Source organism: Thauera aromatica K172 (genome assembly GCF_003030465.1).
Taxonomy (GTDB): Bacteria; Pseudomonadota; Gammaproteobacteria; order Burkholderiales; family Rhodocyclaceae; genus Thauera; species Thauera aromatica.
In genome coordinates this window covers 40,794-63,377 of record NZ_CP028339.1, presented here as the reverse complement: position 1 = coordinate 63,377, position 22,584 = coordinate 40,794, and the positions used below count along the sequence as shown (strand labels likewise).

The window sequence follows — 22,584 nt, the reverse complement described above, 5'->3', positions numbered from 1 at the left end:
GGGGCGCTCAGGGCCTGCGCACGGCGTCGGCGAGGGTGACGTGGCCGTCGGCGTCCATCACCAGGGCGTAGGCGACGCGCTCGAAGACGCGGAACACGAACGCCGTGCCGTAGCGTTTTTCCGGCAGGGTGAAGCTTTCCTTGCCGTGTTCGCCGTTGAATTCGGCGCTGCCGCGGTTGCGGAACAGCGCCAGCACATGGCCGCGCTCGATGCCGTCGCGCTCGCCGAGGTTGAGGGCGACGACGTTGAGGCGGCCGGTTTCGCTGACGCCGCGATGGATCGAGATGATCCGGCCTTCGAGCGCCTGTACCGGTGCGTGCGGGACGTAGGAGAACACCGCCGGGCGCTCGCTCGGCAGCATCAGGTCGCCGACGCCGATTTCCTCGACCGCGGAGACGATTTCGAGCGTTGCCGGAGTGCCGCGCTCAGTGCCGCGTTCAGTGACACGGGCGGTGCCGAGGTAGGCCGCTTCCCAGGCGATGGTCTCGCGCGTCAGCGGGTCTTCGAGGGGCCGCGCGGGACGGTAGATGTGCCAGACGTCGGCGCCGTCGCCGACGTCCTTGGCGAAGACGGTGTCGCCCGAGCCGGTCAGCACCCGGCTGGTCTCGGTGGCAACGATCGTCGCCGAGCCTTCCAGGCGCGGCCCATCGACCACCAGCGGGCGGCTGAGGAAAGGTTCGATGATCTGCAACGGAATGCTCGGCACCGCGGCGTCGAGGGCTTCGCTGTAGACCTGCGGTTGCAGCCGGACCGCGCCGCTGCCGTCGATGCGGCGGCCGATCGACAGCCAGGGGCCGCTGCGGTCGAGCAGGATCACCTGCCCAGGGTAGATCAGGTGGGGATTGCGGATCTGGTCGCGGTTCAGGCGCCAGACTTCGGGCCAGCGCCAGGGCTGCTGCAGGAAGCGGCCGGAGATGCCCCACAAGGTATCGCCCGCGACCACGGTGTAGCTGTCGGGGGCGTTATCGGCGAGGCGCACGCCGGACTGGGCCTGGGCTGCGCTGCTGAACAGGGTCGCGATGCCGAGCAGCAGAGGGAATATAATTCGGGTCATCGATCGCTTCCGGTAGAAGGGGGGTGTGCCGGAACCGTTCCGGAACGCCGCCCGCCCGTCGGGGTCGAAACGGCAGCGCGGTGCGGGCTGGGTCGCGCCCGTGCCGTGCGCACATGCCACCTACCTCCCACCCCGCTCCCATTACATGCGCATGCATGCGGGAGCGCGGGAAATTCTGCACGCAATGGTTCAACCCGGCAAGGCATTCATGGCTCTCCTTCCCATTCTCCGCTACCCCGATCCCCGCCTGCACACCGTCGCCAAACCGGTGGCGCAGATCGACGACGACCTCCGCCGACTCATCGAGGACATGGCCGAAACGATGTACGAAGCGCCCGGCGTCGGCCTCGCCGCGACCCAGGTCAACGTCCATCGGCGCGTCGTCGTCATCGACGTCTCCGAAGACAAGAGCGACCTGATGGCGCTGATCAACCCCGAGATCCTCGAACGCGCGGGCGAGCAGGTGTGCGAGGAAGGCTGCCTGTCGGTACCCGGCGTCTACGAGAAGGTCAAGCGCGCCGAGCGGGTCAGGGTGCGCGCCCTGAACGCGGAGGGCGAGACGGTCGAGTTCGAGGCCGAGGGCCTGCTCGCGGTCTGCGTCCAGCACGAGATCGACCACCTCGACGGCAAGGTCTTCGTCGAATACCTGTCCCAGCTCAAGCTCGGCCGCATCAAGAGCAAGCTGGCCAAGCAGGCCCGCATCACCGCATGACGGCCGCGCCCGCTTCCAGTGGCGGCGGCCTGCGCGTCGCCTTCGCCGGCACCCCCGAGTTCGCCGCGCGCGCGCTCGACGCCATCCTGCAGGCCGGCTACGAAGTTCCGCTGGTGCTGACCCAGCCCGACCGCCCGTCCGGGCGCGGCATGAAGCTCACCCCGAGCGCGGTCAAGCAGCTCGCCCTCTCCCGCGGCCTCGCCCTCGACCAGCCGGAGAAGCTGCGCAGCGCAGAACAGCGCGCCGCGCTCGCCGCCTGCGCGCCCGACGTCCTGGTGGTGGCGGCCTACGGCCTGCTCCTGCCGCCGGCGGTGCTGGCGCTGCCGCGCCTGGGCTGCATCAACATCCACGCTTCGTTGCTGCCACGCTGGCGCGGCGCGGCACCGATCCACCGCGCGATCGAAGCCGGCGACGCCGAGACCGGCATCACCATCATGCAGATGGATGAAGGGCTCGACACCGGCGCGATGCTGCTGGTGCGCAGGACGCCGATCCTGCCCGCCGACACCACGGCCCGCCTGCACGACCGCCTTGCCGCGCTCGGTGGCGAAGCCATCGTCGATGCGCTCGGCGCGCTCGCTGCCGGCACCCTGCGGGCCACGCCGCAGCCGGACGAAGGCGTCACCTACGCGGCCAAGATCGGCCGTGCCGAAGCGACGATCGACTGGACGCGGCCAGCGGCGGCGATCGAGCGCGCGGTGCGCGCCTTCGACCCCTTTCCCGGCGCCGTCTCCGTGCTGCGCGACAGCGCGGTGAAGTGCTGGGCGGCGCAGCCCGTCGCCGGCCGCGGCGCACCCGGCACCGTGCTCGCGGTGGACGATGGCGGCATCACCGTGGCCTGCGGCGAAGGTGCGCTCCGCCTCCTCACCCTGCAGCGCGCGGGCAGCAAGCGCCTGCCCGCCGGGGAATTCCTGCGCGGCTTCGCGGTCTGTGTCGGCGATCGCTTCGCCGCCGCTTCCCCGGCGTGAAGCGGGGCGGCGGCGGGCGGCCCTTGATTCCGCCTCGCCCGCCTCCATTTTCATCGTCAATCAATCTCGTGCAGGAAGGATTCCGCAATGTTCGGTAACTGGATCAAGACTTCGATACTGATGGCCGGCATCGTCGCCCTGTTCGGTGCGATGGGCGCGGCCATCGGCGGCCAGCAAGGGATGCTGATCGCGCTCGTGGTCGGCGGCGCAATGAATTTCTGGGCCTACTGGTTCTCGGACAAGGCGGTGCTGAAGATGTATAACGCGCGCCCGGTCGATGCCGCCTCCTCGCCCTACCTCTACAACATGGTGCGCGAGCTCGCCCAGCGCGCCGGGCTGCCGATGCCCAAGGTGTACATCATCGACGAGGCCCAGCCCAACGCCTTCGCCACCGGACGCAACCCGGAAAACGCCGCCGTCGCCGCCACCACCGGCATCATCCGCATGCTCTCCGAGCGCGAGCTGCGCGGGGTGATGGCGCACGAACTGGCCCACGTCAAGAACCGCGACATCCTGATCTCGACGATCTCGGCGACGGTCGCCGGCGCAATCTCGATGCTCGCCAACTTCGGCATGTTCTTCGGCGGGCGCGACGGCGAGGACCGCCCCAATCCGGTGGTGTCGATCGCGATGATGATCCTCGCTCCGCTCGCCGGCATGATCATCCAGATGGCAATCAGCCGCACCCGCGAGTTCGGCGCCGACCGCGGCGGCGCGGAGATCTCCGGCGACCCCGAAGCGCTCGCCGCGGCGCTGGCCAAGATCGACGCCTACGCCCGCGGCATTCCGATGCACACTGCCGAACAGCACCCCGAGACCGCGCAGATGATGATCATGAACCCGCTCTCCGGCGGCGGCCTGCGCGGCCTGTTCTCGACCCACCCGTCCACCCAGGAACGCATCGCCCGCCTGCGCGCGATGCGCTGAAGCGGCGCCACCTGCATCCCCGCGCCGCGGCGGGGCGGTGGCCGCGCCCGCGGCGCGCAGGTCCGATTTTTCATCTTCCCGCCCAGGCCGGATCGTGTACGCTTTGCCTTTCGCCGACCCGCAACGGACAAGCGCGGCGGCCTTCTTCAATCACCCGGAGGACAGACTCATGAGTACAGTGACCCTTGGCGGCAACCCGATCGACGTCGCCGGCCGTTTCCCCCAGACCGGCGACGCCGCACCCACCTTCAAGCTCACCGGCGCCGACCTCGCCGACATCGGCCTCGAAGCCTTCCCCGGCAAGCGCAAGGTGCTCAACATCGTGCCCAGCCTCGACACCCCGGTGTGCGCGACCTCGACGCGCAAGTTCAACGCCGAAGCCGGCAAGCTCGCCGACACCGTGGTCTTGGTCGTTTCCGCCGACCTGCCTTTCGCCGCGAAGCGCTTCTGCGAGACCGAAGGCCTCAACAACGTGCACACCCTGTCGACCTTCCGCAACCCGGGCTTTGCCCAGGCCTACGGCGTGGCGATCACTTCCGGCCCGCTTGCCGGCGTCACCGCGCGCGCGGTGGTCGTGATCGATGCCAATGACAAGGTCGTGCACGCCCAGCTCGTGCCCGAGATCAAGGAAGAGCCGGATTACGCGGCGGCGCTGGCGGCGCTGAAGTAAGGGCACAGGATGCCGCTCACCGCTTGGCCGGTGGGTGCAGCGAGGGCGCCCCGGAGCATATGCTCCGGGGCGCCCTCGTTTTTCCGCAAGGAACAGAAATAAACGAAAATCCCCTGAGGGTGGTGTCCAGGGAGAGGTGGCGCCGGTTCACCGCTCCGCCGCCTGCAGCGCCTGGGCGATGAACCGGCGCCCCACCCGCGGCCGCGGTACGCGCTCGTCGAACCATTGACGCACGTCGGCCTCCAGGCCGATGCCGTGCATGTAGTTGTAGAGCGCCTTGTTAAGCGCCTTGCCGAGGCGGTCGTGGTCGACGCCGGTGGGGTCGAGGAAGGCGATGTCGTTCTTCGCGAACGTGACCTCGGGCAGCGCCGCCAGGGTGACGCCGTAGTCTGCGGGGTTCCTACCCACCGGTGAATGCACGGTGCATGCGAAGCGGTGGAAGAAGCCCGACTGGATGCAGCCCGCCGCGAACAGCTGGCGCACGTATTCGAGCGCGTCCACGGTGTCGTGCACGGTCTGGGTCGGGAAGCCGTACATCAGGTAGGCATGAACCAGCACACCGGCTTCGCTGAAGGCGTGGGTGACGCGCGCCACCTGCTCCACCGAGACGCCCTTCTTCATCAGCTTCAGCAGGCGGTCGGAGGCCACTTCCAGGCCGCCGGACACGGCGATGCAACCGCTGTCGGCGAGCAGGCGGCACAGTTCGGGAGTGAAGGACTTCTCGAAGCGGATGTTGCCCCACCACGAGATCGCCACCCCGCGCCGCAGCAGCTCCTCGGCCAGCGCGCGCAGGGCTTTCGGCGGTGCCGCCTCGTCCACGAAGTGAAAGCCGGTCTGCCCGGTTTCGGCGATGATCGCCTCGATGCGATCGACCAGCACGCTGGCGGCGGCGCCGTCGTAACGGCCGATGTAGTCGAGGCTGGTGTCGCAGAAGCTGCACTTCTTCCAGTAGCAGCCGTGGGCCACGGTGAGCTTGTTCCAGCGCCCGTCCGACCACAGCCGGTGCATCGGGTTGAGCATGTCGAGTACCGACAGGTAGCGCTCGAGCGGCAGGCCGTCCCAGGTCGGGGTGCCGATCTCGGCGAAGGGCACGTCGGGCTCGGCGCCGTCGAAGTAGCGTACCTGCCCGCTGTCGGCATCGCGCACGAAGGTGCGCACCAGGCGCGAGCGCTCGCGTTCGCCCTGCAGGTGTTCGAGCAGGGCCAGCAGCGGGCGCTCGCCGTCGTCCAGAGTGACGTAGTCGAAGTCGTCGAACACGCGCGGCTCGGCCAGTTCGCGCAGCTCGGTATTGATGAAGCCGCCGCCGAGCACGGTGATGACTTCGGGGTGGCGCGCCTTGATTGCCCGGGCGATGCGAAAGGCGCCGTACACCGAACCGGGGAAGGGGGTGGACACCAGCACCACCTGCGGTGCGTGGCGGGAAACGGCTTCGAGGGCGAGCTCGCTCAAATACGCGTCGACCAGGGTGGGCGGCGCGGCCAGCGCGGCGGCGAGCGGTTCGAAAGTGGGCTGGCTCATCGCCAGCGACTCGGCGTAGCGGACGAACTCGAAGCGCGCATCGACCGCCTCGCGCAGCAGGTCGGCAAGCTCGTTGAGGTACAGCGTGGCGAGGTGGCGGGCGCGATCGGCGAGACCGAGGGCGCCGAAGGCCCAGGCCAGCGGATCGCCGCCGTCGGGATCGTCGGGGTCGAGGTAGGCGTCGAGCGCATCGAAGCGCGGCCCTTCGGGCAGGAAAGTGCGGCTGGCGATGCGGTGGGCGAGAGTCGGGTCGCGCCCCTGGAGAAAGGCGATGGTCGGGCCGATGGTGTAGCGGTAACGGGCGAAATGGTCGAGAAAGCCCTGGACCAGCGGCGTGCGCCGTTTTTTCGGCAGGGCCTCGGCGCAGGTGCGAATCGCGTCCAGCCCGGCGGGCGACAGCAGGCGCAGGACCAGGGCGAGGGCGAGGTCTTCCTGCACCGCGTCGATCGCGCGCGAACGCAGGAAACCGGTGAGATAGGCGGTGGAGGGGTAGGGCGTGTTGAGCTGCGTCATCGGCGGGATGACGGCGAGCACGCGCAGGCTGGCAGAGGGCATCGGCGGGGGAAGTGCGGAAACGACGTCCATATCCAGGAGCCGGATCGGCATCAAGCGGTGGACTCGAGGGGCCGTCTTTCGATCCAGGATGGATTCAGCGCGGCGTCTCGCCCGCTCCCGGATGGTCGAGGCGGCGTTCCTCGACCGGCGCCGGCTCTGCCCCGCTGTCGGCCCCGTCCGCTTTCGGGCGCACGCTTTCGATCGCGTCCTTGCCCGCTTCTTTGAGCCGCTGAGCGGCATCCCGGGTGGCTTCGGCAATACGCTGCGCGGCATGCTCGGCCGCTTCCTTGGCATCGCGCACCGCTTCTTCCTTGCCTGCCGCCTCGACTTCGTCGCGCACCTTCTGCTCGGAAGTTTCAACGATCGCCTGCGCCGCGGCGGCGCCGGCTTCACCGAGCTTCTTCGCCGCTTCGCCCGCCTTGTCCAGGGCCTCACGCGCAGCGGCGGCGGCTTCGGCGGCGGATTTTTCCGCCTTTTCCGCCGGAGTGTCGGGAGCACAGGCGGCGAGCAGGATGCTGGCCGGAACGGCAAGGGCGAGAATCAGGGGCTTCATGGCAGAGCGCTCGGGGAGTGGATCGACATCGGTGACACCGTGCGCAGAAAGACCGCGCTGGAGACGCGCAGTTCGGCACAGCCAAAAACAAAAGGGCCGCGCGGGCCCTTTTGGCGATGGAACGGCGGCACTTACTTGACGCGGTTCTTGTACTCGTCGGTGCGGGTGTCGATTTCGATCTTGTCGCCGATTTCGACGAAGGCCGGCACCGGCAGCTCGAAGCCGGTCGAGATCTTGGCCGGCTTCATGACCTTGCCCGAAGTGTCACCCTTGACCGCGGGTTCGGTATAGACGACTTCGCGCACCACGCTGTTGGGCAGTTCGACCGAAATCGCCTTGCCGTTGTAGAACACCACTTCGCACTGCAGGCCGTCTTCGAGGTACTTGAGCGCGTCGGTCATGTTGTCGGCTTCGACTTCGTACTGCTCGTAGTCGGCGTCCATGAACACGTACATCGGGTCGGCGAAGTAGGAGTAGGTGACTTCCTTGCGCTCGAGCACGACGACTTCGAACTTGTCGTCGGCCTTGTAAACCGACTCCGACGGCGCACCGGTGAGCAGGTTCTTGAGCTTCATCTTGACGACCGCGGAGTTGCGGCCGGACTTGTTGTATTCGGCCTTCTGCACCACCAGCGGGTCGCTGCCGACCATGATGACGTTGCCCGAGCGGAGTTCCTGAGCGGTTTTCATGCTGTTTCCTGGAATGAGCGGCGCGGCCCCCGGGCCGCACATGCTTGAAAATTCAAGCGCGCGATTCTACCTCGCGACGGCCTCGATGTGGGAACAGAATCTGGTCAAGCGTGTAACGAGATCTTCGCCGGCCGCCAGCCGCTCGCACCAGCGACGCGCGTGCGCATCGAGCGCCGGCAAGGCCTCGGCAAACGCCGGCCAGGCCTGCGCGAGCGCGGCTGCACTGGTGCCGAAGCCGTTCCACGCCTGCCACAGAGCGACCAGGGCCGCGGCCGGCGCGGGCGCCGCGCCGGCCAGATAGCGGCCGAGGAAGGCATCGAGCTTGTCCCGATGCGCCGCCCCGGCCTGCGGATAGATCTGCCAGACGAAGGGTTTCGCCGCCCATTGCGCACGGACGAAGGAATCCTCGCCGCGGACGAAATTCAGATCGCACGCCCACAGCAGCTCATCGTAGCCGGCCTGATCGGTAAACGGCAGCACCTGCACGCCGAGGCGGCCACGCTGCAGGCGATCGCCCACCCGCAGCGCATCGACCCCGAGCGCGCGCGCCAGGTCGCCGAGCACGCGCGACTCCGGTACCAGCAGTTCGACCGCCCGCCCCCCGCCCTGCCAGGCGCCGAGCAGCGCCGCCAGCCCGGGCTGCTCGTAAGCGAACAGCGACACCCGCAGGCTGTCCGCCGCCGCCCGCTCGAGCCCGCGTTCGGCCAGCCACGCCGAACGGCGGGCAGGATCGCCAACGAAGGCCGCGCGCCGCGCGAGCAAGTCGGCCTCGCGCAGCAGGCCGCCGCTGTCGATGTCGAAGCCGGGAAAGAAAAAATGCTTCACCAGAGGCAGGCGCGGATGGGGCGAAGCCAGGCCATGGCAGCCCGCCACCCAGTCCTCCGCCGACAGGTATTCGAGATTGATCCACACCGGCCGCCGGGTCTGGCCCGCCATCGCCTGCAAATGCACTTCCGGCAGCTCGCAGGCGAAGGCTTCGATGACGACTTCACCCGGCGCGAGCACCGGAAAAGGCTCGCCCCAGTGGCGCAGTTCCACGCCCGCGACCACGCCGCCACGCTCCGGATCGAGCGCCCGCGCCGGCGGACAGATGCGCCCGAGCACCGACCAGTCATCGACCCAGAGCCGGACCGCGCCCTCCCGGCGCAGAGCCAGATCACAGGCCAGCCGCCAGCAAACGCCGATATCCCCAAAGTTATCCACAACCCGGCAGAAGATTTCCCAGCGCGGCCGGGCATTTTTGGGCAAAGACATCATTTTGGTGAGCAATCCTGGGAGCAGAGGCGGGAGAGCATGTGGACAAGCGGAGAAATCCGCAAATCGGAAAAAAGCATGGACATTTCACGCACACGGGACGAAGTGCCTTACCAACCTCTTGTTCGACCCCGAAAAAGCTTTCAGGGAAAGGGGTCTGCAGACTTATCCACAGATTTCGGCCGACTGTTTACTTCTTTGTTATTTAAATCAATAGAAAAACTAAAGAACAAAACACGAGACAACGAAGCGCGCGGCCACACCGGGCGCAGCATCCCCGATCCCATTCCGAAAGCGTAGAATGCGCGGCAGAAGCTGTTCGACAGGCAGGACCACCGCCGCACCGGATCGAACCGGACCACGGCAGTCGGCAATTTCGGCGCTTGGGGGACATCATCGTGACGCCACGACACGCTATTCCTTGCCTTTTCCTGCTTCTCGTCCCCACCGGATCCGCAGTCGCCCAGCTCGGGCTGTCTCCCCCGGCGGCAACCCTTCCCGCAAATGAGGACGCGCAGGAAATCGGCGTGCTCGAGCAGACCCGGACGAAAGTGCGCGGGTTGACCGTATGGCTGGGGGAAACGGTGAATGACTGGTTCGGCGACCGTCCCTTCGAGGACGGCGGCGAAGTCACTCACGGGCGGCTCGGGCTGCGCCTGCTCTGGCGCCAGGACGAAGGCTGGGACACCAACGTGCGCCTGCGCGCCCGCTTCGACCTGCCCAACCTGCGCGACAAGGCCTACATCTTCCTTGGCCGCCAGAACGAGCGCGAACTGGTCACCGACCAGCCGGAAACCTTCACCCGCGAGCAGCAGCTGCTGGAAGAACGGCGCAAAGAGGATCAGAGCGGCTTCATCGGGCTCGGCTACGCCTTGCGCCGCAACATCGACCTGCGTGCGGGGGTGCGCGGCGGCTACAAGGTCTATGCCCAGGCGCGCCTGCGCAAGCAGTGGGCCCTGTCAGTGCAGGACCGGATCGAGTTCAGGGAAACGGTGTTCTGGACGGTCAAGGACCATTTCGGCTCGACCACGTCCTTCAACTACGAGCACGCCTTCACTCCGGCACTGGCGCTGCACTGGCAGAACGCGGCGACGATCACCAAGGAAACCGACGGTTTCGCCTGGTCGAGCAGCCTCGGCCTGTTCAGGCAATTCGGCGATCAGCGCGTGCTCTCGGGCGAGATCGTCGCCACCGGCGAAACCGGCATGCGGGACAAGCTCAGCGAGTACGGCGTGCGCGTCAAATGGCAGCAGCCGGTTTATCGGGACTGGCTGATCGGCGAATTGATCGCCGGCCATTTCTGGCCGAAGGGCGACGAAGAGCCCGAACGCGAGCAGCGCTGGGCGGTCGGGGCCAACCTCGAAATGCGCTTCTGAACCGGTGCTTCAGGCCGGATCGCGATCGTAGTCTGCGAGTTGGCGCAGATCGGCCGCTTCCAGCCAGCGCCATTGCCCGGGAGAGAGCCCGGCATCCAGTTCCAGGCCGCCGACGCGGCTGCGGTGGAGGGCTTCGACGCGGTTGCCGGCGGCGCCGATCATGCGCTTGACCTGATGGTACTTGCCTTCGCGGATCGTCAGCCGCAAGGTCGTCGGGCTGGTGAGCACACAGGCCGTGGCGGCGATCGGTTCCGGTTCGTCGTGGAGCTGGACGCCGCCCAGCAGGGTGGCGACGAAGGCTTCGTCCACCACGTGTTTGAGCGTCACCTCATAGACCTTGGGGGTGCGCTTCTTGCCCGAACTCCACTGGTGGATGAACTGGCCGTCGTCCGACAGCAGCAGCAGCCCGGTGGTGTCCTGGTCCAGCCTGCCGATGCACTGCACGCCGCGTTCGAGCAGCTGCGCAGGCAGCAGGGTGAACACCGAAGGGTGGAAAGTGGGCTTATGCGAGCATTCGTAGCCGGCCGGTTTGTGCAGCACGATGTAGGCTTGGGCGCGAAAGTGCCAGACCTTGCCATCGACGCTGAATTCGAGCCCGGGCGAACCATCGCTGCTGCCGGGGTCGAATTCGGCATGGGGTGTATCGCAGACGGTGCCGGCCACGCTGACGTAGCCGCTGCGGACCAGGGCGCGGCATTCCTTGCGGCTGCCGAAGCCCTGGGCATGGAGAAGTCGTTCGAGTTGCATGGCGCGCATGTTATCCCGGCTGCGCGCCGGTGCGGGGTAAACTGCGCCCCTGCCCGTCGTCGGGGAAGCCTCATCCGCCCCGGATTCGCCGGCTTCCTCCGGCACAGAGCGGTGCGCCGCACCGTGGCCCCGGGGCGTTCCGGAGATGGATTTGAAATTCGAGCACCTGATCGAGGTCAATGACCTCGCCAATCCCCTGCAGACCCTGCTGACGCGCGAAGAGCTGTGGTTCGGCCTGCTGTGCCGGGCGGAGGACGCGCGCGCCTTCCTTCCCGGCCTCGAGGCCTGCCGCATCGTCGAGCGCGGCGACAACAGCCTGGTGCGCGACCTGCACTTCGGCCACGCCGTGATCCGCGACCGCGTCACTTTCGCCCCCATGCAGTGGGTCCGCTTCGAATCCGAAGCCAACCCGCAGCACGCCGGCGGCAGCCTGACGATCAGCATCGAAGAACCGGAGCCAGGCGCCCTCTTCCTGCGTTTCCGCTATCGCACGACGCTGCCCGAAGGGGGCGAGGATGCGCGCTACGTCGAGTTCGTACGTTCGGCCTACCACCAGTCCGACATCGATACCGTGCGCGTCATCCGCATGATCGTCGAATCCGGCGGCCTGCAGCAGTAAGCCTTTCCGGGCGCCATGCCGTGCCTGCACCGCAGTGGATGCGGCGCCTTTTCTCCCTTTTCCTTCCCCTCTCACTCCGACAGGAATGACACGCCCATGTGGTTCAAGAACTTGCAGATATATCGCCTCCCCGCGAACTGGGGCATCACGCTCGAGCAGTTTGAGGAGCAGCTGGCGAAGAAGCCCTTCCACCCCTGCTCCAGCCAGGACATGGAAAGCCGTGGCTGGCTGTCGCCGCTCGGCAACGAAGTGCTGGTCCATGCGGTCGGTGGCCAATGGCTGGTCGCGCTCGGCTTCGAGCACCGCCTGCTGCCGTCGGCCGTGGTCAAGCAGGAAGCCGACGAGCGCGCCGAGGAACTCGCCGAGCAGCAGGGCTACAAGCTCGGGCGCAAGCAGATGAAGGAGCTGCGCGAGCAGATCACCCAGGAACTGCTGCCGCGCGCGTTCACCCGCCGCCGCCGTCTGTTCGCCTGGATCGACCCGGTCAATGGCTGGCTCGTGGTCGATGCCGCCAGTCAGAGCAAGGCCGAGGATCTGATCGAGCAGTTGCGCCACAGCCTCGACCACTTCCCGCTCGCCCTGTTGCGTACCGAACGTTCGCCGATGTCGGCGATGACCGACTGGCTCGCCGGCAGCGAAGCGCCGGCCGGTTTCACCATCGACCAGGATTGCGAACTGCGCTCGATCGCCGAGGACAAGGCGGCAGTGCGCTACGTGCGCCATCCGCTGGAAGGCGACGAGGTCAAAGGGCATCTCGAAGCCGGCAAGCTGCCGACCCGGCTGGCGCTGACGTTCGACGACCGGATCAGTTTCGTGCTCACCGAAAAGCTCGAGATCAAGCGCCTGGATTTCCTCGACATCGTCCGCGACCAGCTCGGAGAGGCCGACAAGGACGACACCGAAGCCGTGTTCAACGCCGAGTTCGCCCTGATGACCGGCGAACTGTCGCATCTGCTGCCCGCCGTAGTGGAAGCCCTGGGAGGCGAGATCGGTGACGAAGCCGTTTCCGCTCTCACTCCTGATCCCGCGCCTGCACTGGCGACTGCGGACGATCCCCCTTTCTGAACGACAACGCTCGATGGGCACCGGTGTTGCGCCCGTGTTCATCGAGCCCGAGCCCCGGTAGTGGAACGGCCTGGGGCATTCCGTCCGGCCGTTCCGCCTGTTCTGGTTTGTTATAGGGTTTTTAAATCTTTTAAAAGACTATAAAGACAATGCACTGCCCGTTTCTGTGGATAACACATTTTTGTTTTTGATAAACAACAACTTGTCAGCTGTACAAGAGGATGGACAGGAGCGCGGGAAAGGCGGGATGGTTTGTTGATGGAAAAAGAGCCTCCAGCGTTTTCGCGACTTGTTCACAATTTCATCCTCCCCCGAGCCACAGCTTGTCCACCGGATCGCGGCCCATCCGGCGGCAGACCGTATGCCTTTCGAAACCACGGCAGGACAAAGCTGCGTTACAGTTCGACCATGGAAAGCACCTTGATCCTCGAATGGTGGCACTGGGAGATCGCCGGGCTGGCACTGGTGTTGCTGGAACTGGCCGTGCCGACGTTCTTCGTCCTCTGGTTCGGCTTCGGCGCAATGCTGGTCGGGCTGGTGCTGCTGGTGCAGGCCGACCTGTCGTTGACGGCGCAGATTTCGACCTGGGTCGCCGCTTCGGTGGCAATGACGGTGCTGTGGTTCCGGGTCTTCAAGCGCTCGCAGCACAAGACCTTGGTGGGCACCGCGGGCGGTGAGGTGATCGGTGAAGTGGGTCTGCTGGTGAGTGCGGTGGCGCCCTTCGAGCGCGGCCGGGTGCGCTTCCAGCGCCCGGTGCTGGGTGCCGAGGAATGGGCTTGTGTGGCCGAGAATGCGATCGCGGCCGGCGAGCGCGTGCGTGTGGTCAGCGTCGAAGGCAGCTTCGTCAAGGTGGCGAAGGCCTGAACAATCACGAAGCGGGGGAGCGGTCATGACCGAAGGCCTGGCGATTGCCGTTGCAGTGCTGATTTTCGTCATCATCACCATCGCCAAGGGGGTGCGCCTGGTGGCGCAGGGCGAAGAATGGGTGGTCGAGCGTCTCGGCAAGTACCACGCCACGCTGCGCCCGGGGCTCAACATCCTGATCCCCTACCTCGACAACGTCGCCTACAAGCTGGTGACCAAGGACATCATCCTCGACGTCCAGGAACAGGAAGTGATCACCCGCGACAACGCGGTGATCCTGACCAACGCGATCGCCTTCGTCAAAGTCACCGACCCGGTCAAGGCGGTGTATGGGGTGACCGACTTTTCCGAGGCGATCCGCAACCTGATCATGACGACTTTGCGCTCGATCGTCGGCGAGATGGAGCTCGATGAGGCGCTGTCCTCGCGCGACAAGATCAAGGCCCGGCTGCGCGAGAGCATCGCCGACGAGGCGGTGGACTGGGGCCTCACCGTGAAATCGGTGGAGATCCAGGACATCAAGCCCTCACCGTCGATGCAGAAGGCGATGGAGCTGCAGGCCGCCGCCGAGCGCGAGCGCAAGGCCGCGGTGACCAAGGCCGAAGGCGCCAAGCAGGCGGCGATCCTCGAAGCCGAGGCGCGCCTCGAATCGGCCAAGCGTGATGCGAGCGCGCAGGTGATGCTGGCCGAGGCTTCGGCCGAGTCGATCCGCCGCGTCACCGCCAGCATCGGCGAGGAGGCTGGACCGATGATGTACCTGCTCGGCGAGAAATACATCGCCTCGCTGGAAAAACTGGGCGAGTCCGGCAGCGCCAAGGTCGTGGTGATGCCCGCCGACCTGCACGAAACCCTGCGCGGCCTGGTCGGCAAGCTCGGTGCGCGCGCCTGAGTACGGCAAGACTGGCTGCAGGGGGTACAGAAGCGTTTCACTGAACCGGATTAAAGGATCGACATGAAGTTCGAGCTTGGAAACACCGCGCGCGCCCTGCTGGCGGCGCTGACCCTGGGTACGGCTGCTGGCGGCGCGTTGGCACAGAATTTCATCACCAACAAGGCCGAGGTCGAGCAGCTGCTCACCGGCGCCACTTTCATCGGCGTCTATCTGCGCACCGAATCAGCGTACACGCTGAAGTTCGGCAGCGACGGCACGCTCGCCGACAGCACCGGCGCGAAGGCGCGCTGGTGGGTGGACGACCAGGCCCGCTACTGCCGCGAATGGCTCGACGGCAAGCTCAAGGGCAACACCGGCTGCATGAACGTGGAGTTCGAGGACGGCCAGGTGACGCTCTATTCCGAAGGCAGGAAAGTGGTCGAGGGCATCGTCACCGGCAAGTGAGCCTGCCCGAAGGGGGCCCGTGCGGCCGCCAATCCGCTCCCCCACGATCGACGGCCGCCCGCGCTTCAGCGCATGTGGAACAATTCCTGGTGGAAGTCGGTCTCCAACAAGCCCTTGGCGACGAAACCCGTGCGCAAGGCCTGGCCGAAACCACCCGGTCCGCAGAACCAGACGTCCGCCTCGGCCCAGCCCGGCACCGCACTGCAGATGCGGTCGACGTCGAGCCGTCCGTCCCGCGCGCTCACTACGATATGCAGGTTGACGCCTGCCGCCTTGGCGTCGCGCTGCAGACGCCCGATGAATTCATCATCAGGCTCGGCGGTGCTGTAGAACAGATCGATCTTGCGCCCGTCGGGCTCCACGGCGAGCGCCTTCAGGCGCGCGATGAAGGGGGTGATGCCGATGCCGGCGCCGACCCAGATCTGCCGGCGCTTGCCGCTGACGCCGCCGTTGGCGAAATCGAAGCGGCCGTACGGACCCTCGACGGTGACGAGGTCGCCGACGTGCACCAGTTCGGGCAGGCGGGCGGTGTAGTCGCCGATGCCCTTGATCAGGAAGAACAGGCGGCCATCCCCCTGCCAGCCCGATGAGATCGTGAACGGATGCGCGCCTTCTTCCGCCGAGAAGGTGACGAAGGCGAACTGGCCCGCCGCGTGACCGGGCCAGCGATCCTTGAAGCGGATTGCCACCTTGAGCACGCGGTTGTCGGGGAAATTGACCAACTCTTCGATCTCGGCCACTGCCTTGCGCCGGTGGCCGACGCGGCCGGCCAGGGACACCGCCGCGGCGACGCTGCCGCCGGCCATCAGCAGGGCGAGCACGACTCCCATCGGCTGTGTCCAGTAGGAAAAGGGCGTCAGCAGCACCGAGTGGAAGACCAGCGCCAGGTAGGCGAGCGCGAGCAGGCGGTGGGTCTTGAAGAACAGCCGGTAGGGGAAGCGTTTGCTCAGCGCGAGCGCGATCAGCACCACCGCGGCATAGAAGGCCCATTCGCCGACCGACTCCGCCAGCCCGCGCTGGGCACGGAAGAAGGCCTCGACCGGATCGGTGAGCGGCGGCCCGGGCACGCGCTCGGGCTTGACCAGCCAGCCCCAGCCTACCGCCCATTTCGTGCCCTGGGCCCACAGCCAGTGGATGACGGACACCACCAGGCCGGTGATCCCCAGCCACTTGTGCAGGCGGTAGGTCTTGTCCAGCCCGTCGAGCAGGGGCTCCACCCGCACCGGCCGCAGCGCCAGCATCATGCCCACGCTCATGACGCCGATGGCGAGCACGCCGGTGTAGTTGATCAGCACCGTGCGCAGGGCGAAATAGCCGTAGCCGTCGGGCAGCAGCGGGTCGGCCAGCCACCACAGCAGGCTCAGCAGCAGGAGCAGCCCGGCATAGGCAAAGCGGATGTTCTTCATCGCCTTCTCCTTTCTCCCTTCGGATATTTTCAGTGTATATCCGATGAGGCTTCAGGAAGCGGCGACATCGCGGCGGCGCAGGATCAGGAGCGGACTGCGGCGTTGCCCAGGCACCCTGCTGCGGGCGCCCGGGCGCGGCAGTTCAGCCCAGCACCTGCCCATGCTCGCGCGTGGCGTGGAAGCGCACTTTCGGCCACTTCTCCGCGGTCACTTCCAGGTTGTAGCGGCTGGTGGCGAGGTACACCGGGTTGCCGTCGATGTCCTTGCCCAGGCGCAGGGCCTGCTCGTACTCGAAGTTGCGCCGGGTGACGTCGTCGGGGAAGGTGAGCCAGCGCGCGGTGTGGATGTCGGCGGATTCGAAGATCGCATCGACCTTGTACTCGTCCTTGAGGCGCTGGGCGACGATCTCGAACTGCAGCACGCCGACCGCGCCGAGCAGCAGCTGGCCGCCTTCGAGCTCGAAGACCTGGATCGCGCCTTCTTCGCCGAGCTCCTGCAGGCCCTTCTGCAACTGCTTGGATTTGAGCGGGTCGCGCAGCCGGGCGGCGCGGAACAGTTCCGGCGAAAAATAGGGAATGCCCTTGAAGCCGAGGTTCTCGCCTTCGGTCAGGGTGTCGCCGATCTGCAGCTGGCCGTGGTTATGGATGCCGATGATGTCGCCGGCGACGCCGTCCTCCATGATCACGCGCTCGTTGGCCATGAAGGTGAGCGCGTTGGCGAGCTTCATCTCGCGCCCGGCGCGCACGTGGCGCACCTTCATCCCCGAGCTGTAGCGCCCCGAGCAGATGCGGAAGAAGGCGATGCGGTCGCGGTGCTTGGGGTCCATGTTGGCCTGGATCTTGAACACGAAACCGGTGAACGCCGCTTCGGCCGGTTGCACCATGCGCGTGCCCGTCGAGTTCGTGCCTGCAATCCGCGCCTGCGGCGGCGGTGCCCAGTCGATCAACGCCTGCAGGATCTCCTGCACGCCGAAGTTGTTGATCCCGGAGCCGAAGAACACCGGGCTCTGGCGGCCGGCGAGGAAGTCGTCGAGGTCGAAGGGCGGCGAGGCGTCGTTGAGCAGTTCGACGTCGTCGCGCAGCTGGCCGACTTCGAGCGGGAAGCGCTCATCCAGCACGGCGTTGCCGATGCCCTTGATGACTTCCGCGTCGCTGCGCCGCTCCTCGCCCGGAGTGAAGGTCAGCACCTGGTGCTGGAGCAGGTGATAGACGCCGCGGAAGGCCTTGCCCATGCCCAGCGGCCAGGTCACCGGGGCGCAGCCGATCTTGAGCACGTCCTCGATCTCGGCGAGGAGCTCGAAGGGCTCGCGCACTTCGCGGTCGAGCTTGTTGACGAAAGTGATGATCGGCGTGTTGCGCAGACGGCAGACTTCGAGCAGCTTGATCGTCTGCGCTTCCACCCCCTTGGCGGCGTCGATCACCATCACCGCGGCGTCGACTGCGGTCAGCACGCGGTAGGTGTCTTCCGAAAAGTCCTCGTGGCCGGGGGTGTCGAGGAGGTTGATGGTATGCCCCTGGTACTCGAACTGCATCACCGAGCTGGTCACCGAGATGCCGCGCTGCTTTTCCACTTCCATCCAGTCGGAAGTGGCGTGGCGCGCCGACTTCCTCGCCTTCACCGTGCCCGCGAGCTGGATCGCGCCGCCGAACAGCAGCAGCTTTTCGGTGAGCGTGGTCTTGCCCGCGTCGGGGTGGGAGATGATGGCGAAAGTGCGGCGTTTTTCGACGTCGCGCAGGAGTTCGGGCGGAAACGGAGTGGAAGACAAGGGAGACAACCAGGTTGGGTAAAAGGGGGCGGCGCGGCGGATGCACGCGCGGTGCGGTCCTGCGGATTCTACCAAGTGTCGGGCGCGACAGGCTTTTCCGGCGTGCGGGCAGGCTGCTTCCGCCTCTACAATGCGGTCTCCGTCCTCGTTCCGGGAGCCCGCCGCGCCGTGTCCGACCGTTTCCTCGACAGCCTGAAGCTGCTGCTGCCCGACTGGGCCGTCCCCTGGCTGGAGATCATCGAACTGGGCCTGCAGATCGTCGTCATCGTGTCCGGCGCCTGGCTGCTGGCGGTGATGCTGAGGCGCCTGATCCGCCGCCTCGGCGCGGTGTACAGCCTGCCGCCCGAACTGATGATGGGCGCGCGCCGTGGCCTCGGCTTCGTCATCTACGCCGGCGCGATCCTGCTGATTCTCGACCGCTTCGGCGTCTCGGGCACGGTGCTGTGGACCGCCTTCACTGGCTTTGCCGCCGTTGCCGCAGTGGCTTTCTTCGCCGCCTGGAGCGTGCTGTCGAACATTTTCTGCACGCTGCTGATCTTCACTGCGCGCCCCTTCCGTCTGCACGACCACGTCGAGCTGCTGGAGAACGGCGAGAAGCCCGGGCTCAAGGGCGAGGTGGTCGACATCAACCTGATCTACACCACGCTGCGCGAGGAGGGCGGCGGCCAGGTTCTGCAGGTGCCGAACAGCCTGTTCTTCCAGCGCGTGCTGCGGCGCTGGCGGGAAGAGCCCTCTCCGCGGCAATGAAGGCGGTGGCCCGGGCGAGTGCGCCCGGGTGCTGGCCGTGACGGCGATTCGATGTGCGCGCCGATCGATGAAATCGTCGGCGCTGCGCGGATGAAATCGCTCCGATCGACGATAATGCGCAACTCTCCGTTTCCCGCCCGCCCTCTTCAATGCGCCTCAAGCCTCAGCACATCCAGCCGGTGATCATGGCCGGCATCATGGCCTTCCTGATGACGGCGCTCGTCACCTGGATCAACCTCGGCCTGCGTCCGGACTTCATCGGATTGTGGCTGAAGGCGTTCGCCATCGCCTGGCCGATGGCGGCGGTGGCGGCCTACATCGCGATCCCGATGGCGCAGCGGATGACCAAGGCGATCCTCGCCCGGCTCTACGCCGAATGAGAAAAGGGCACAGCGGCCAGGGGTGGCCGTTGTGCCCGAAAGAGGAGAACAGAAAACGCAGGGGAACCGGGTTGCGACCGGCCTGGCGTCGGCTTACTTCCTCTTGCCGACCTGGTCGCCGATGACGCCGCCGATCGCGGCACCGCCCACGGTGCCGAGGATGCCGCCGTCGGTCACGACCGCGCCGGCCACGCCGCCCACGCCGGCGCCGATCGCAGCGCTTTTTTCACGCGAGGACATTCCGTCCCAGGTGGCGCAGCCGGTGGCGGCAAGAACGATCAGCGCGGCGGGAATCAAGGTTCGGGTCTTCATGACAGCCTCCGTATCGTTGCCCGAGCGGAACACGGCGTGCGCCGCTTTTCCGCTCCATGCGGAAGTATGAGTACGCCGGCCGGCAAACGATTCTCCGGCGCGGTTTCGAAATGTTGCGCGCCGCCCGCCGCCCCGCCTGCGAGCACGGCAGCGCTGCGGGGCGCCGGCCTCCCGCCCGGGGGGCGGCTTGCGGATACATCCGGATGCAGCTTTCAACCGCCGAGCATGTGCTCGGGGCGCACCCAGGCGTCGAACTCTTCCGCCGTGGTGAAGCCGAGCGCGAGCGCCGCGGCGCGCAGCGTCGTGCCTTCGGCCCACGCCTTCTTGGCGATCTGCGCCGCCTTGTCGTAGCCGATGTGCGGATTGAGCGCGGTGACCAGCATCAGGCTGCGTTCGAGGTGTTCGGCCATGCGCTCCGCGTCCGCCTCGAGGCCGGCCACGCAGTGGCGCTGGAAGCTGCGGCAACCGTCGGTGAGCAGGCGGATCGACTGCAGCAGGTTGTGCGCGATCACCGGCTTGAACACGTTGAGCTGGAGCTGGCCCTGGCTGGCGGCGAAGGCGATCGCGGCGTCGTTGCCCAGCACCTGGCAGGCGAGCATCGACAACGCTTCGCACTGGGTCGGATTGACCTTGCCGGGCATGATCGAGCTGCCCGGCTCGTTGGCCGGCAGCTTCACTTCGGCGAGCCCGGCGCGCGGGCCGGAACCGAGCAGGCGCAGGTCGTTGGCGAGTTTCATCAGCGCCACCGCGAGCGTTTTCAGGGCGCCGGAGAGCGCGACCAGCGCTTCGTGGCCGGCGAGCGCGGCGAACTTGTTCGGCGCGCTCGTCAGCGGCAGGCCGGTCAGCACAGCGAGCTCGGCGGCGATCGCGGCGGCGAAACCGGGTGGGGCGTTGAGCCCGGTGCCGACCGCGGTGCCGCCCTGGGCGAGCTCGCACACCGCCGGCAAGGTGGCGCGGATCGCGTGGGCGGCGGCGTTGAGCTGGGCGACAAAAGCCGACAGCTCCTGGCCGAAGGTGATCGGAGTCGCATCCATCAGGTGGGTGCGCCCGGTCTTGAGCACGCCGGCATGGCGCTCGGCCTGCAGCGCGAGGCCGTTCGACAGTTCGGTGACGGCCGGCAGCAGGTCTTCGTGCACGGCGCGGGCGGCGGCGATGTGCATCGCGGTGGGAAAGCAATCGTTCGAGCTCTGGCCGCGATTGACGTGATCATTCGGATGCACCGGGGATTTGCCGCCACGGCCCTGCCCGGCGAGCTCGTTGGCACGCCCGGCGATGACTTCGTTGACGTTCATGTTGGTTTGCGTGCCGCTGCCGGTCTGCCACACCGCGAGCGGGAACTGGTCGTCGTGGCGGCCGGCGAGGATCTCGTCGGCGGCCTGCCCGATCAGCGCGGCGAGCTCGGCGGGCAGCGCCCCGCTGCGGGCGTGGAGGCGGGCGGCGGCCTTCTTGATCAGGGCCAGGCCGTGGATCAGGGCGAGTGGCATGCGCTCCTCGCCGATCGCGAAATGGGCCAGCGAGCGCTGGGTCTGCGCCCCCCAGTAGGCGGCGGCGGGGACGTCGACGGGGCCGAGGCTGTCGGTTTCGGTGCGGGTCATGGAAGCTCCTTGCGGCGGAAGAGGGTTCATCGTGCACGACCGGCATGGCCGGACAAGGATGTCCGCGGGCGCTGCCGGGGAAACCGGCGACTTCCCCGCGGCGCCGGGCCAGGTACCGGAAATTGGACCGCTGCGCGCGGTCGCTGGTGCCGGAGGCGGGCGCGCCGATACCCATGTCCACGCTCTTTCGCCGCCCTGCCGGGGGCGGCCGCGGTGTCACCGGTGCGGCCCGCAATCCGCGCTTTTCCGACTTGATGCGGCCTTGCGGCGGGACCATCATTTGCGCCCGGAGCGCGCAAGGAAATCGTAGTGGACATCATCTTCGGCATCATCCTGCCGGTCTTCGGCACCCTCGGCCTCGGCTACGCCGCGGCGCGCTGCGGCGTGTTCGACGAGGCCGCCAACCGCGGACTGTCGCTGTTCGTGTTCAACTTCGCGCTGCCGCTGATGCTGTTCCGCGCGATCGCCCAGGCCGAGCTGCCCGCGGCGATGCCCTGGGGCTATCTGCTGTCGTACTACCTGGGCGCGTTCGCGGTGTTCGCGCTGGCCATGCTCGGCGCCCGCTGGCTGTTCGCGCGCCGCCTCGACGAGCAGGCGGTGCTCGGCCTCGGCGGCGCTTTCTCCAACACCGGCATGCTCGGCATCCCGCTGGTGATGACCGCCTACGGCGACTCCGCCGCGCTGCCCCTGTTCGTGATGATCGCCTGCCACAGCCTGCTGATGCTGCCGCCGACCACGGCGCTGATCGAAGCCGCCCGTGGCGGCCGCGAGTCGGTCGGGGCGATGCTGGCGAAGCTGGCGAGGAGCGTGCTCGCCACGCCGATCATCTGGGGGCTGTCGTGCGGCCTGCTGTTCGCTCTTGCCGGGTTGCAGATTCCCGGACCGCTGGATGCGGTGGCCAAGGGTCTGGGCAGCGCCGCCACGCCGTGCGCGCTGTTCGCCCTCGGCGCTTCGCTGACGCGCTACAGCCTGGGCGGCAACCTGAAGGAGCCGGCGCTGCTGGTGGCGCTGAAGACGGGGGTGCATCCGTTGCTGGTGTGGCTGCTGGCGACCCAGGTGTTCGACGTGCCGCGGCTGTGGGTGGCGACCGGGGTGGTGCTGGCGGCCTTGCCGGCGGGAATCACGCCCTACCTGTTCGCCCAGCGCTACGACGTCTGCCAGGCCACGGTGGCCTCGGCGGTGTTCCTGTCCACCGTGCTGTCGGTGGCGACCCTGTCGGCGCTGCTGTTCGTGTTGCGCCCCTGAGCGGCGCGGGGCATGGCGCCGCCCGGCGCCGGATTCCTCTCCGGTGCGCGCAGATTGCGGCCGTCCCGCGGGGCCGTGATCGAGATTTCGACCGGGAGCGGCGCGCGCATTGTATTTGCGCGAAAATGCCCGCTTCCGCTGCGCGTCGTGAAACCGGCGAGCCGTCCCGCGGCTCCGGCGTGGCGGGCGGAATCTTTTGAACGCCGCGGGCTCTGACTCCGGCGATG

The 22,584-nt window shown here is 67.3% G+C and carries 23 protein-coding genes; 13 read left to right on the top strand and 10 right to left on the bottom strand.

Annotated elements, in window-relative coordinates; all coding sequences use genetic code 11:
* Positions 1 to 7: 7 nt before the first annotated feature.
* Complete coding sequence (locus tag Tharo_RS00275; protein ID WP_107219483.1) at positions 8 to 1,054, bottom strand: LysM peptidoglycan-binding domain-containing protein; 1,047 nt, start codon at positions 1,052 to 1,054, stop codon at positions 8 to 10.
* Between the two features lie 208 nt (positions 1,055 to 1,262).
* Between Tharo_RS00275 and def the strand changes: the two genes are divergently transcribed.
* The 4 genes from def (at position 1,263) to tpx (ending at position 4,331) form a co-directional block, all read left to right on the top strand.
* Positions 1,263 to 1,766 carry a peptide deformylase gene (gene def, locus Tharo_RS00270; RefSeq protein ID WP_107219482.1) on the top strand — a complete coding sequence of 168 codons (504 nt, stop codon included), beginning with the start codon at positions 1,263 to 1,265 and terminating at the stop codon, positions 1,764 to 1,766.
* Positions 1,763 to 2,734: a methionyl-tRNA formyltransferase gene (gene fmt / locus Tharo_RS00265; RefSeq protein WP_107219481.1), complete on the top strand. Its 972-nt coding sequence runs from the start codon at positions 1,763 to 1,765 to the stop codon at positions 2,732 to 2,734. Before def ends, fmt begins: the two co-directional genes overlap by 4 nt.
* Before the next feature lie 87 nt (positions 2,735 to 2,821).
* Positions 2,822 to 3,661, top strand: coding sequence for a zinc metalloprotease HtpX (gene htpX / locus Tharo_RS00260; protein ID WP_107219480.1), 840 nt, complete (start codon positions 2,822 to 2,824; stop codon positions 3,659 to 3,661).
* Positions 3,662 to 3,830: 169 nt separating this feature from the next.
* Complete coding sequence (tpx, locus tag Tharo_RS00255; RefSeq protein WP_107219479.1) at positions 3,831 to 4,331, top strand: thiol peroxidase; 501 nt, start codon at positions 3,831 to 3,833, stop codon at positions 4,329 to 4,331.
* A gap of 147 nt (positions 4,332 to 4,478) precedes the next feature.
* Here tpx and Tharo_RS00250 read toward each other — a convergent pair whose 3' ends face one another.
* The 4 genes from Tharo_RS00250 to earP all read right to left on the bottom strand — a co-directional run bounded on the left by Tharo_RS00250 (position 4,479) and on the right by earP (position 8,903).
* On the bottom strand, positions 4,479 to 6,404 hold the full coding sequence (locus tag Tharo_RS00250) for a B12-binding domain-containing radical SAM protein (RefSeq protein ID WP_107222257.1): 1,926 nt from the start codon (positions 6,402 to 6,404) through the stop codon (positions 4,479 to 4,481).
* A 94-nt stretch (positions 6,405 to 6,498) separates the two neighbouring features.
* Positions 6,499 to 6,957, bottom strand: coding sequence for a ribosome-recycling factor (locus Tharo_RS00245; RefSeq protein WP_107219478.1), 459 nt, complete (start codon positions 6,955 to 6,957; stop codon positions 6,499 to 6,501).
* 131 nt (positions 6,958 to 7,088) lie between these two features.
* Positions 7,089 to 7,646, bottom strand: a complete 558-nt coding sequence (gene efp / locus Tharo_RS00240) for an elongation factor P (protein WP_107219477.1) — start codon at positions 7,644 to 7,646, stop codon at positions 7,089 to 7,091.
* Between the two features lie 66 nt (positions 7,647 to 7,712).
* Positions 7,713 to 8,903, bottom strand: coding sequence for an elongation factor P maturation arginine rhamnosyltransferase EarP (gene earP, locus Tharo_RS00235; protein WP_342749572.1), 1,191 nt, complete (start codon positions 8,901 to 8,903; stop codon positions 7,713 to 7,715).
* Positions 8,904 to 9,427: 524 nt separating this feature from the next.
* On the opposite strand from earP, the gene Tharo_RS00230 reads away from it, so the two are divergent.
* Complete coding sequence (locus Tharo_RS00230; RefSeq protein ID WP_245880960.1) at positions 9,428 to 10,276, top strand: hypothetical protein; 849 nt, start codon at positions 9,428 to 9,430, stop codon at positions 10,274 to 10,276.
* 9 nt (positions 10,277 to 10,285) lie between these two features.
* On the opposite strand, the gene Tharo_RS00225 is transcribed toward Tharo_RS00230, so the two are convergent.
* Positions 10,286 to 11,032, bottom strand: coding sequence for a 16S rRNA pseudouridine(516) synthase (locus Tharo_RS00225; protein ID WP_107219476.1), 747 nt, complete (start codon positions 11,030 to 11,032; stop codon positions 10,286 to 10,288).
* A 142-nt stretch (positions 11,033 to 11,174) separates the two neighbouring features.
* Between Tharo_RS00225 and Tharo_RS00220 the strand changes: the two genes are divergently transcribed.
* The 5 genes from Tharo_RS00220 to Tharo_RS00200 all read left to right on the top strand — a co-directional run bounded on the left by Tharo_RS00220 (position 11,175) and on the right by Tharo_RS00200 (position 14,907).
* A complete protein-coding gene (locus Tharo_RS00220; RefSeq protein ID WP_107222254.1) occupies positions 11,175 to 11,642 on the top strand; it encodes an SRPBCC family protein in 468 nt (155 codons plus the stop codon).
* 96 nt (positions 11,643 to 11,738) lie between these two features.
* The gene (locus Tharo_RS00215; protein WP_107219475.1) at positions 11,739 to 12,707 is read left to right on the top strand and encodes a recombination-associated protein RdgC; all 969 of its coding nucleotides are present in this window, start codon (positions 11,739 to 11,741) and stop codon (positions 12,705 to 12,707) included.
* 408 nt (positions 12,708 to 13,115) lie between these two features.
* On the top strand, positions 13,116 to 13,571 hold the full coding sequence (locus Tharo_RS00210; protein WP_107219474.1) for an NfeD family protein: 456 nt from the start codon (positions 13,116 to 13,118) through the stop codon (positions 13,569 to 13,571).
* Between the two features lie 25 nt (positions 13,572 to 13,596).
* Positions 13,597 to 14,460, top strand: a complete 864-nt coding sequence (locus tag Tharo_RS00205; RefSeq protein WP_107219473.1) for an SPFH domain-containing protein — start codon at positions 13,597 to 13,599, stop codon at positions 14,458 to 14,460.
* 63 nt (positions 14,461 to 14,523) lie between these two features.
* Entirely contained in the window at positions 14,524 to 14,907 is a 384-nt protein-coding gene (locus tag Tharo_RS00200; RefSeq protein WP_107219472.1) for a hypothetical protein, read from the top strand.
* A gap of 65 nt (positions 14,908 to 14,972) precedes the next feature.
* On the opposite strand, the gene Tharo_RS00195 is transcribed toward Tharo_RS00200, so the two are convergent.
* A complete protein-coding gene (locus tag Tharo_RS00195; protein WP_107219471.1) occupies positions 14,973 to 16,313 on the bottom strand; it encodes a ferredoxin reductase family protein in 1,341 nt (446 codons plus the stop codon).
* A 142-nt stretch (positions 16,314 to 16,455) separates the two neighbouring features.
* Entirely contained in the window at positions 16,456 to 18,078 is a 1,623-nt protein-coding gene (locus tag Tharo_RS00190) for a peptide chain release factor 3 (protein WP_107219470.1), read from the bottom strand.
* A gap of 168 nt (positions 18,079 to 18,246) precedes the next feature.
* Here Tharo_RS00190 and Tharo_RS00185 point away from each other — a divergent pair, with 168 nt between their 5' ends.
* Together Tharo_RS00185 and Tharo_RS00180 are read left to right on the top strand one after the other, a co-directional pair.
* A complete protein-coding gene (locus tag Tharo_RS00185) occupies positions 18,247 to 18,825 on the top strand; it encodes a mechanosensitive ion channel family protein (RefSeq protein ID WP_245880959.1) in 579 nt (192 codons plus the stop codon).
* A gap of 149 nt (positions 18,826 to 18,974) precedes the next feature.
* The gene (locus Tharo_RS00180) at positions 18,975 to 19,205 is read left to right on the top strand and encodes a DUF2798 domain-containing protein (RefSeq protein ID WP_107219469.1); all 231 of its coding nucleotides are present in this window, start codon (positions 18,975 to 18,977) and stop codon (positions 19,203 to 19,205) included.
* A 93-nt stretch (positions 19,206 to 19,298) separates the two neighbouring features.
* Here the strand turns inward: Tharo_RS00180 and Tharo_RS00175 are convergent, their stop codons facing one another.
* Positions 19,299 to 19,517, bottom strand: a complete 219-nt coding sequence (locus tag Tharo_RS00175) for a glycine zipper 2TM domain-containing protein (RefSeq protein ID WP_107219468.1) — start codon at positions 19,515 to 19,517, stop codon at positions 19,299 to 19,301.
* A 212-nt stretch (positions 19,518 to 19,729) separates the two neighbouring features.
* The gene (locus tag Tharo_RS00170) at positions 19,730 to 21,112 is read right to left on the bottom strand and encodes a class II fumarate hydratase (RefSeq protein WP_107219467.1); all 1,383 of its coding nucleotides are present in this window, start codon (positions 21,110 to 21,112) and stop codon (positions 19,730 to 19,732) included.
* 309 nt (positions 21,113 to 21,421) lie between these two features.
* Between Tharo_RS00170 and Tharo_RS00165 the strand changes: the two genes are divergently transcribed.
* Positions 21,422 to 22,357: an AEC family transporter gene (locus tag Tharo_RS00165; protein WP_107219466.1), complete on the top strand. Its 936-nt coding sequence runs from the start codon at positions 21,422 to 21,424 to the stop codon at positions 22,355 to 22,357.
* Positions 22,358 to 22,584: the final 227 nt, after the last annotated feature.

Excerpts from the sequence above, each read along its gene's own strand:
- Tharo_RS00275 (WP_107219483.1), bottom strand. The coding sequence starts at position 1,054 with ATGACCCGAATTATATTCCCTCTGCTGCTCGGCATCGCGACCCTGTTC.
- def (WP_107219482.1), top strand. The coding sequence starts at position 1,263 with ATGGCTCTCCTTCCCATTCTCCGCTACCCCGATCCCCGCCTGCACACC.
- fmt (WP_107219481.1), top strand. The coding sequence starts at position 1,763 with ATGACGGCCGCGCCCGCTTCCAGTGGCGGCGGCCTGCGCGTCGCCTTC.
- htpX (WP_107219480.1), top strand. The coding sequence starts at position 2,822 with ATGTTCGGTAACTGGATCAAGACTTCGATACTGATGGCCGGCATCGTC.
- tpx (WP_107219479.1), top strand. The coding sequence starts at position 3,831 with ATGAGTACAGTGACCCTTGGCGGCAACCCGATCGACGTCGCCGGCCGT.
- Tharo_RS00250 (WP_107222257.1), bottom strand. The coding sequence starts at position 6,404 with ATGCCCTCTGCCAGCCTGCGCGTGCTCGCCGTCATCCCGCCGATGACG.
- Tharo_RS00245 (WP_107219478.1), bottom strand. The coding sequence starts at position 6,957 with ATGAAGCCCCTGATTCTCGCCCTTGCCGTTCCGGCCAGCATCCTGCTC.
- efp (WP_107219477.1), bottom strand. The coding sequence starts at position 7,646 with ATGAAAACCGCTCAGGAACTCCGCTCGGGCAACGTCATCATGGTCGGC.
- earP (WP_342749572.1), bottom strand. The coding sequence starts at position 8,903 with ATGATGTCTTTGCCCAAAAATGCCCGGCCGCGCTGGGAAATCTTCTGC.
- Tharo_RS00225 (WP_107219476.1), bottom strand. The coding sequence starts at position 11,032 with ATGCGCGCCATGCAACTCGAACGACTTCTCCATGCCCAGGGCTTCGGC.
- Tharo_RS00215 (WP_107219475.1), top strand. The coding sequence starts at position 11,739 with ATGTGGTTCAAGAACTTGCAGATATATCGCCTCCCCGCGAACTGGGGC.
- Tharo_RS00210 (WP_107219474.1), top strand. The coding sequence starts at position 13,116 with ATGGAAAGCACCTTGATCCTCGAATGGTGGCACTGGGAGATCGCCGGG.
- Tharo_RS00205 (WP_107219473.1), top strand. The coding sequence starts at position 13,597 with ATGACCGAAGGCCTGGCGATTGCCGTTGCAGTGCTGATTTTCGTCATC.
- Tharo_RS00200 (WP_107219472.1), top strand. The coding sequence starts at position 14,524 with ATGAAGTTCGAGCTTGGAAACACCGCGCGCGCCCTGCTGGCGGCGCTG.
- Tharo_RS00195 (WP_107219471.1), bottom strand. The coding sequence starts at position 16,313 with ATGAAGAACATCCGCTTTGCCTATGCCGGGCTGCTCCTGCTGCTGAGC.
- Tharo_RS00180 (WP_107219469.1), top strand. The coding sequence starts at position 18,975 with ATGCGCCTCAAGCCTCAGCACATCCAGCCGGTGATCATGGCCGGCATC.
- Tharo_RS00175 (WP_107219468.1), bottom strand. The coding sequence starts at position 19,517 with ATGAAGACCCGAACCTTGATTCCCGCCGCGCTGATCGTTCTTGCCGCC.
- Tharo_RS00170 (WP_107219467.1), bottom strand. The coding sequence starts at position 21,112 with ATGACCCGCACCGAAACCGACAGCCTCGGCCCCGTCGACGTCCCCGCC.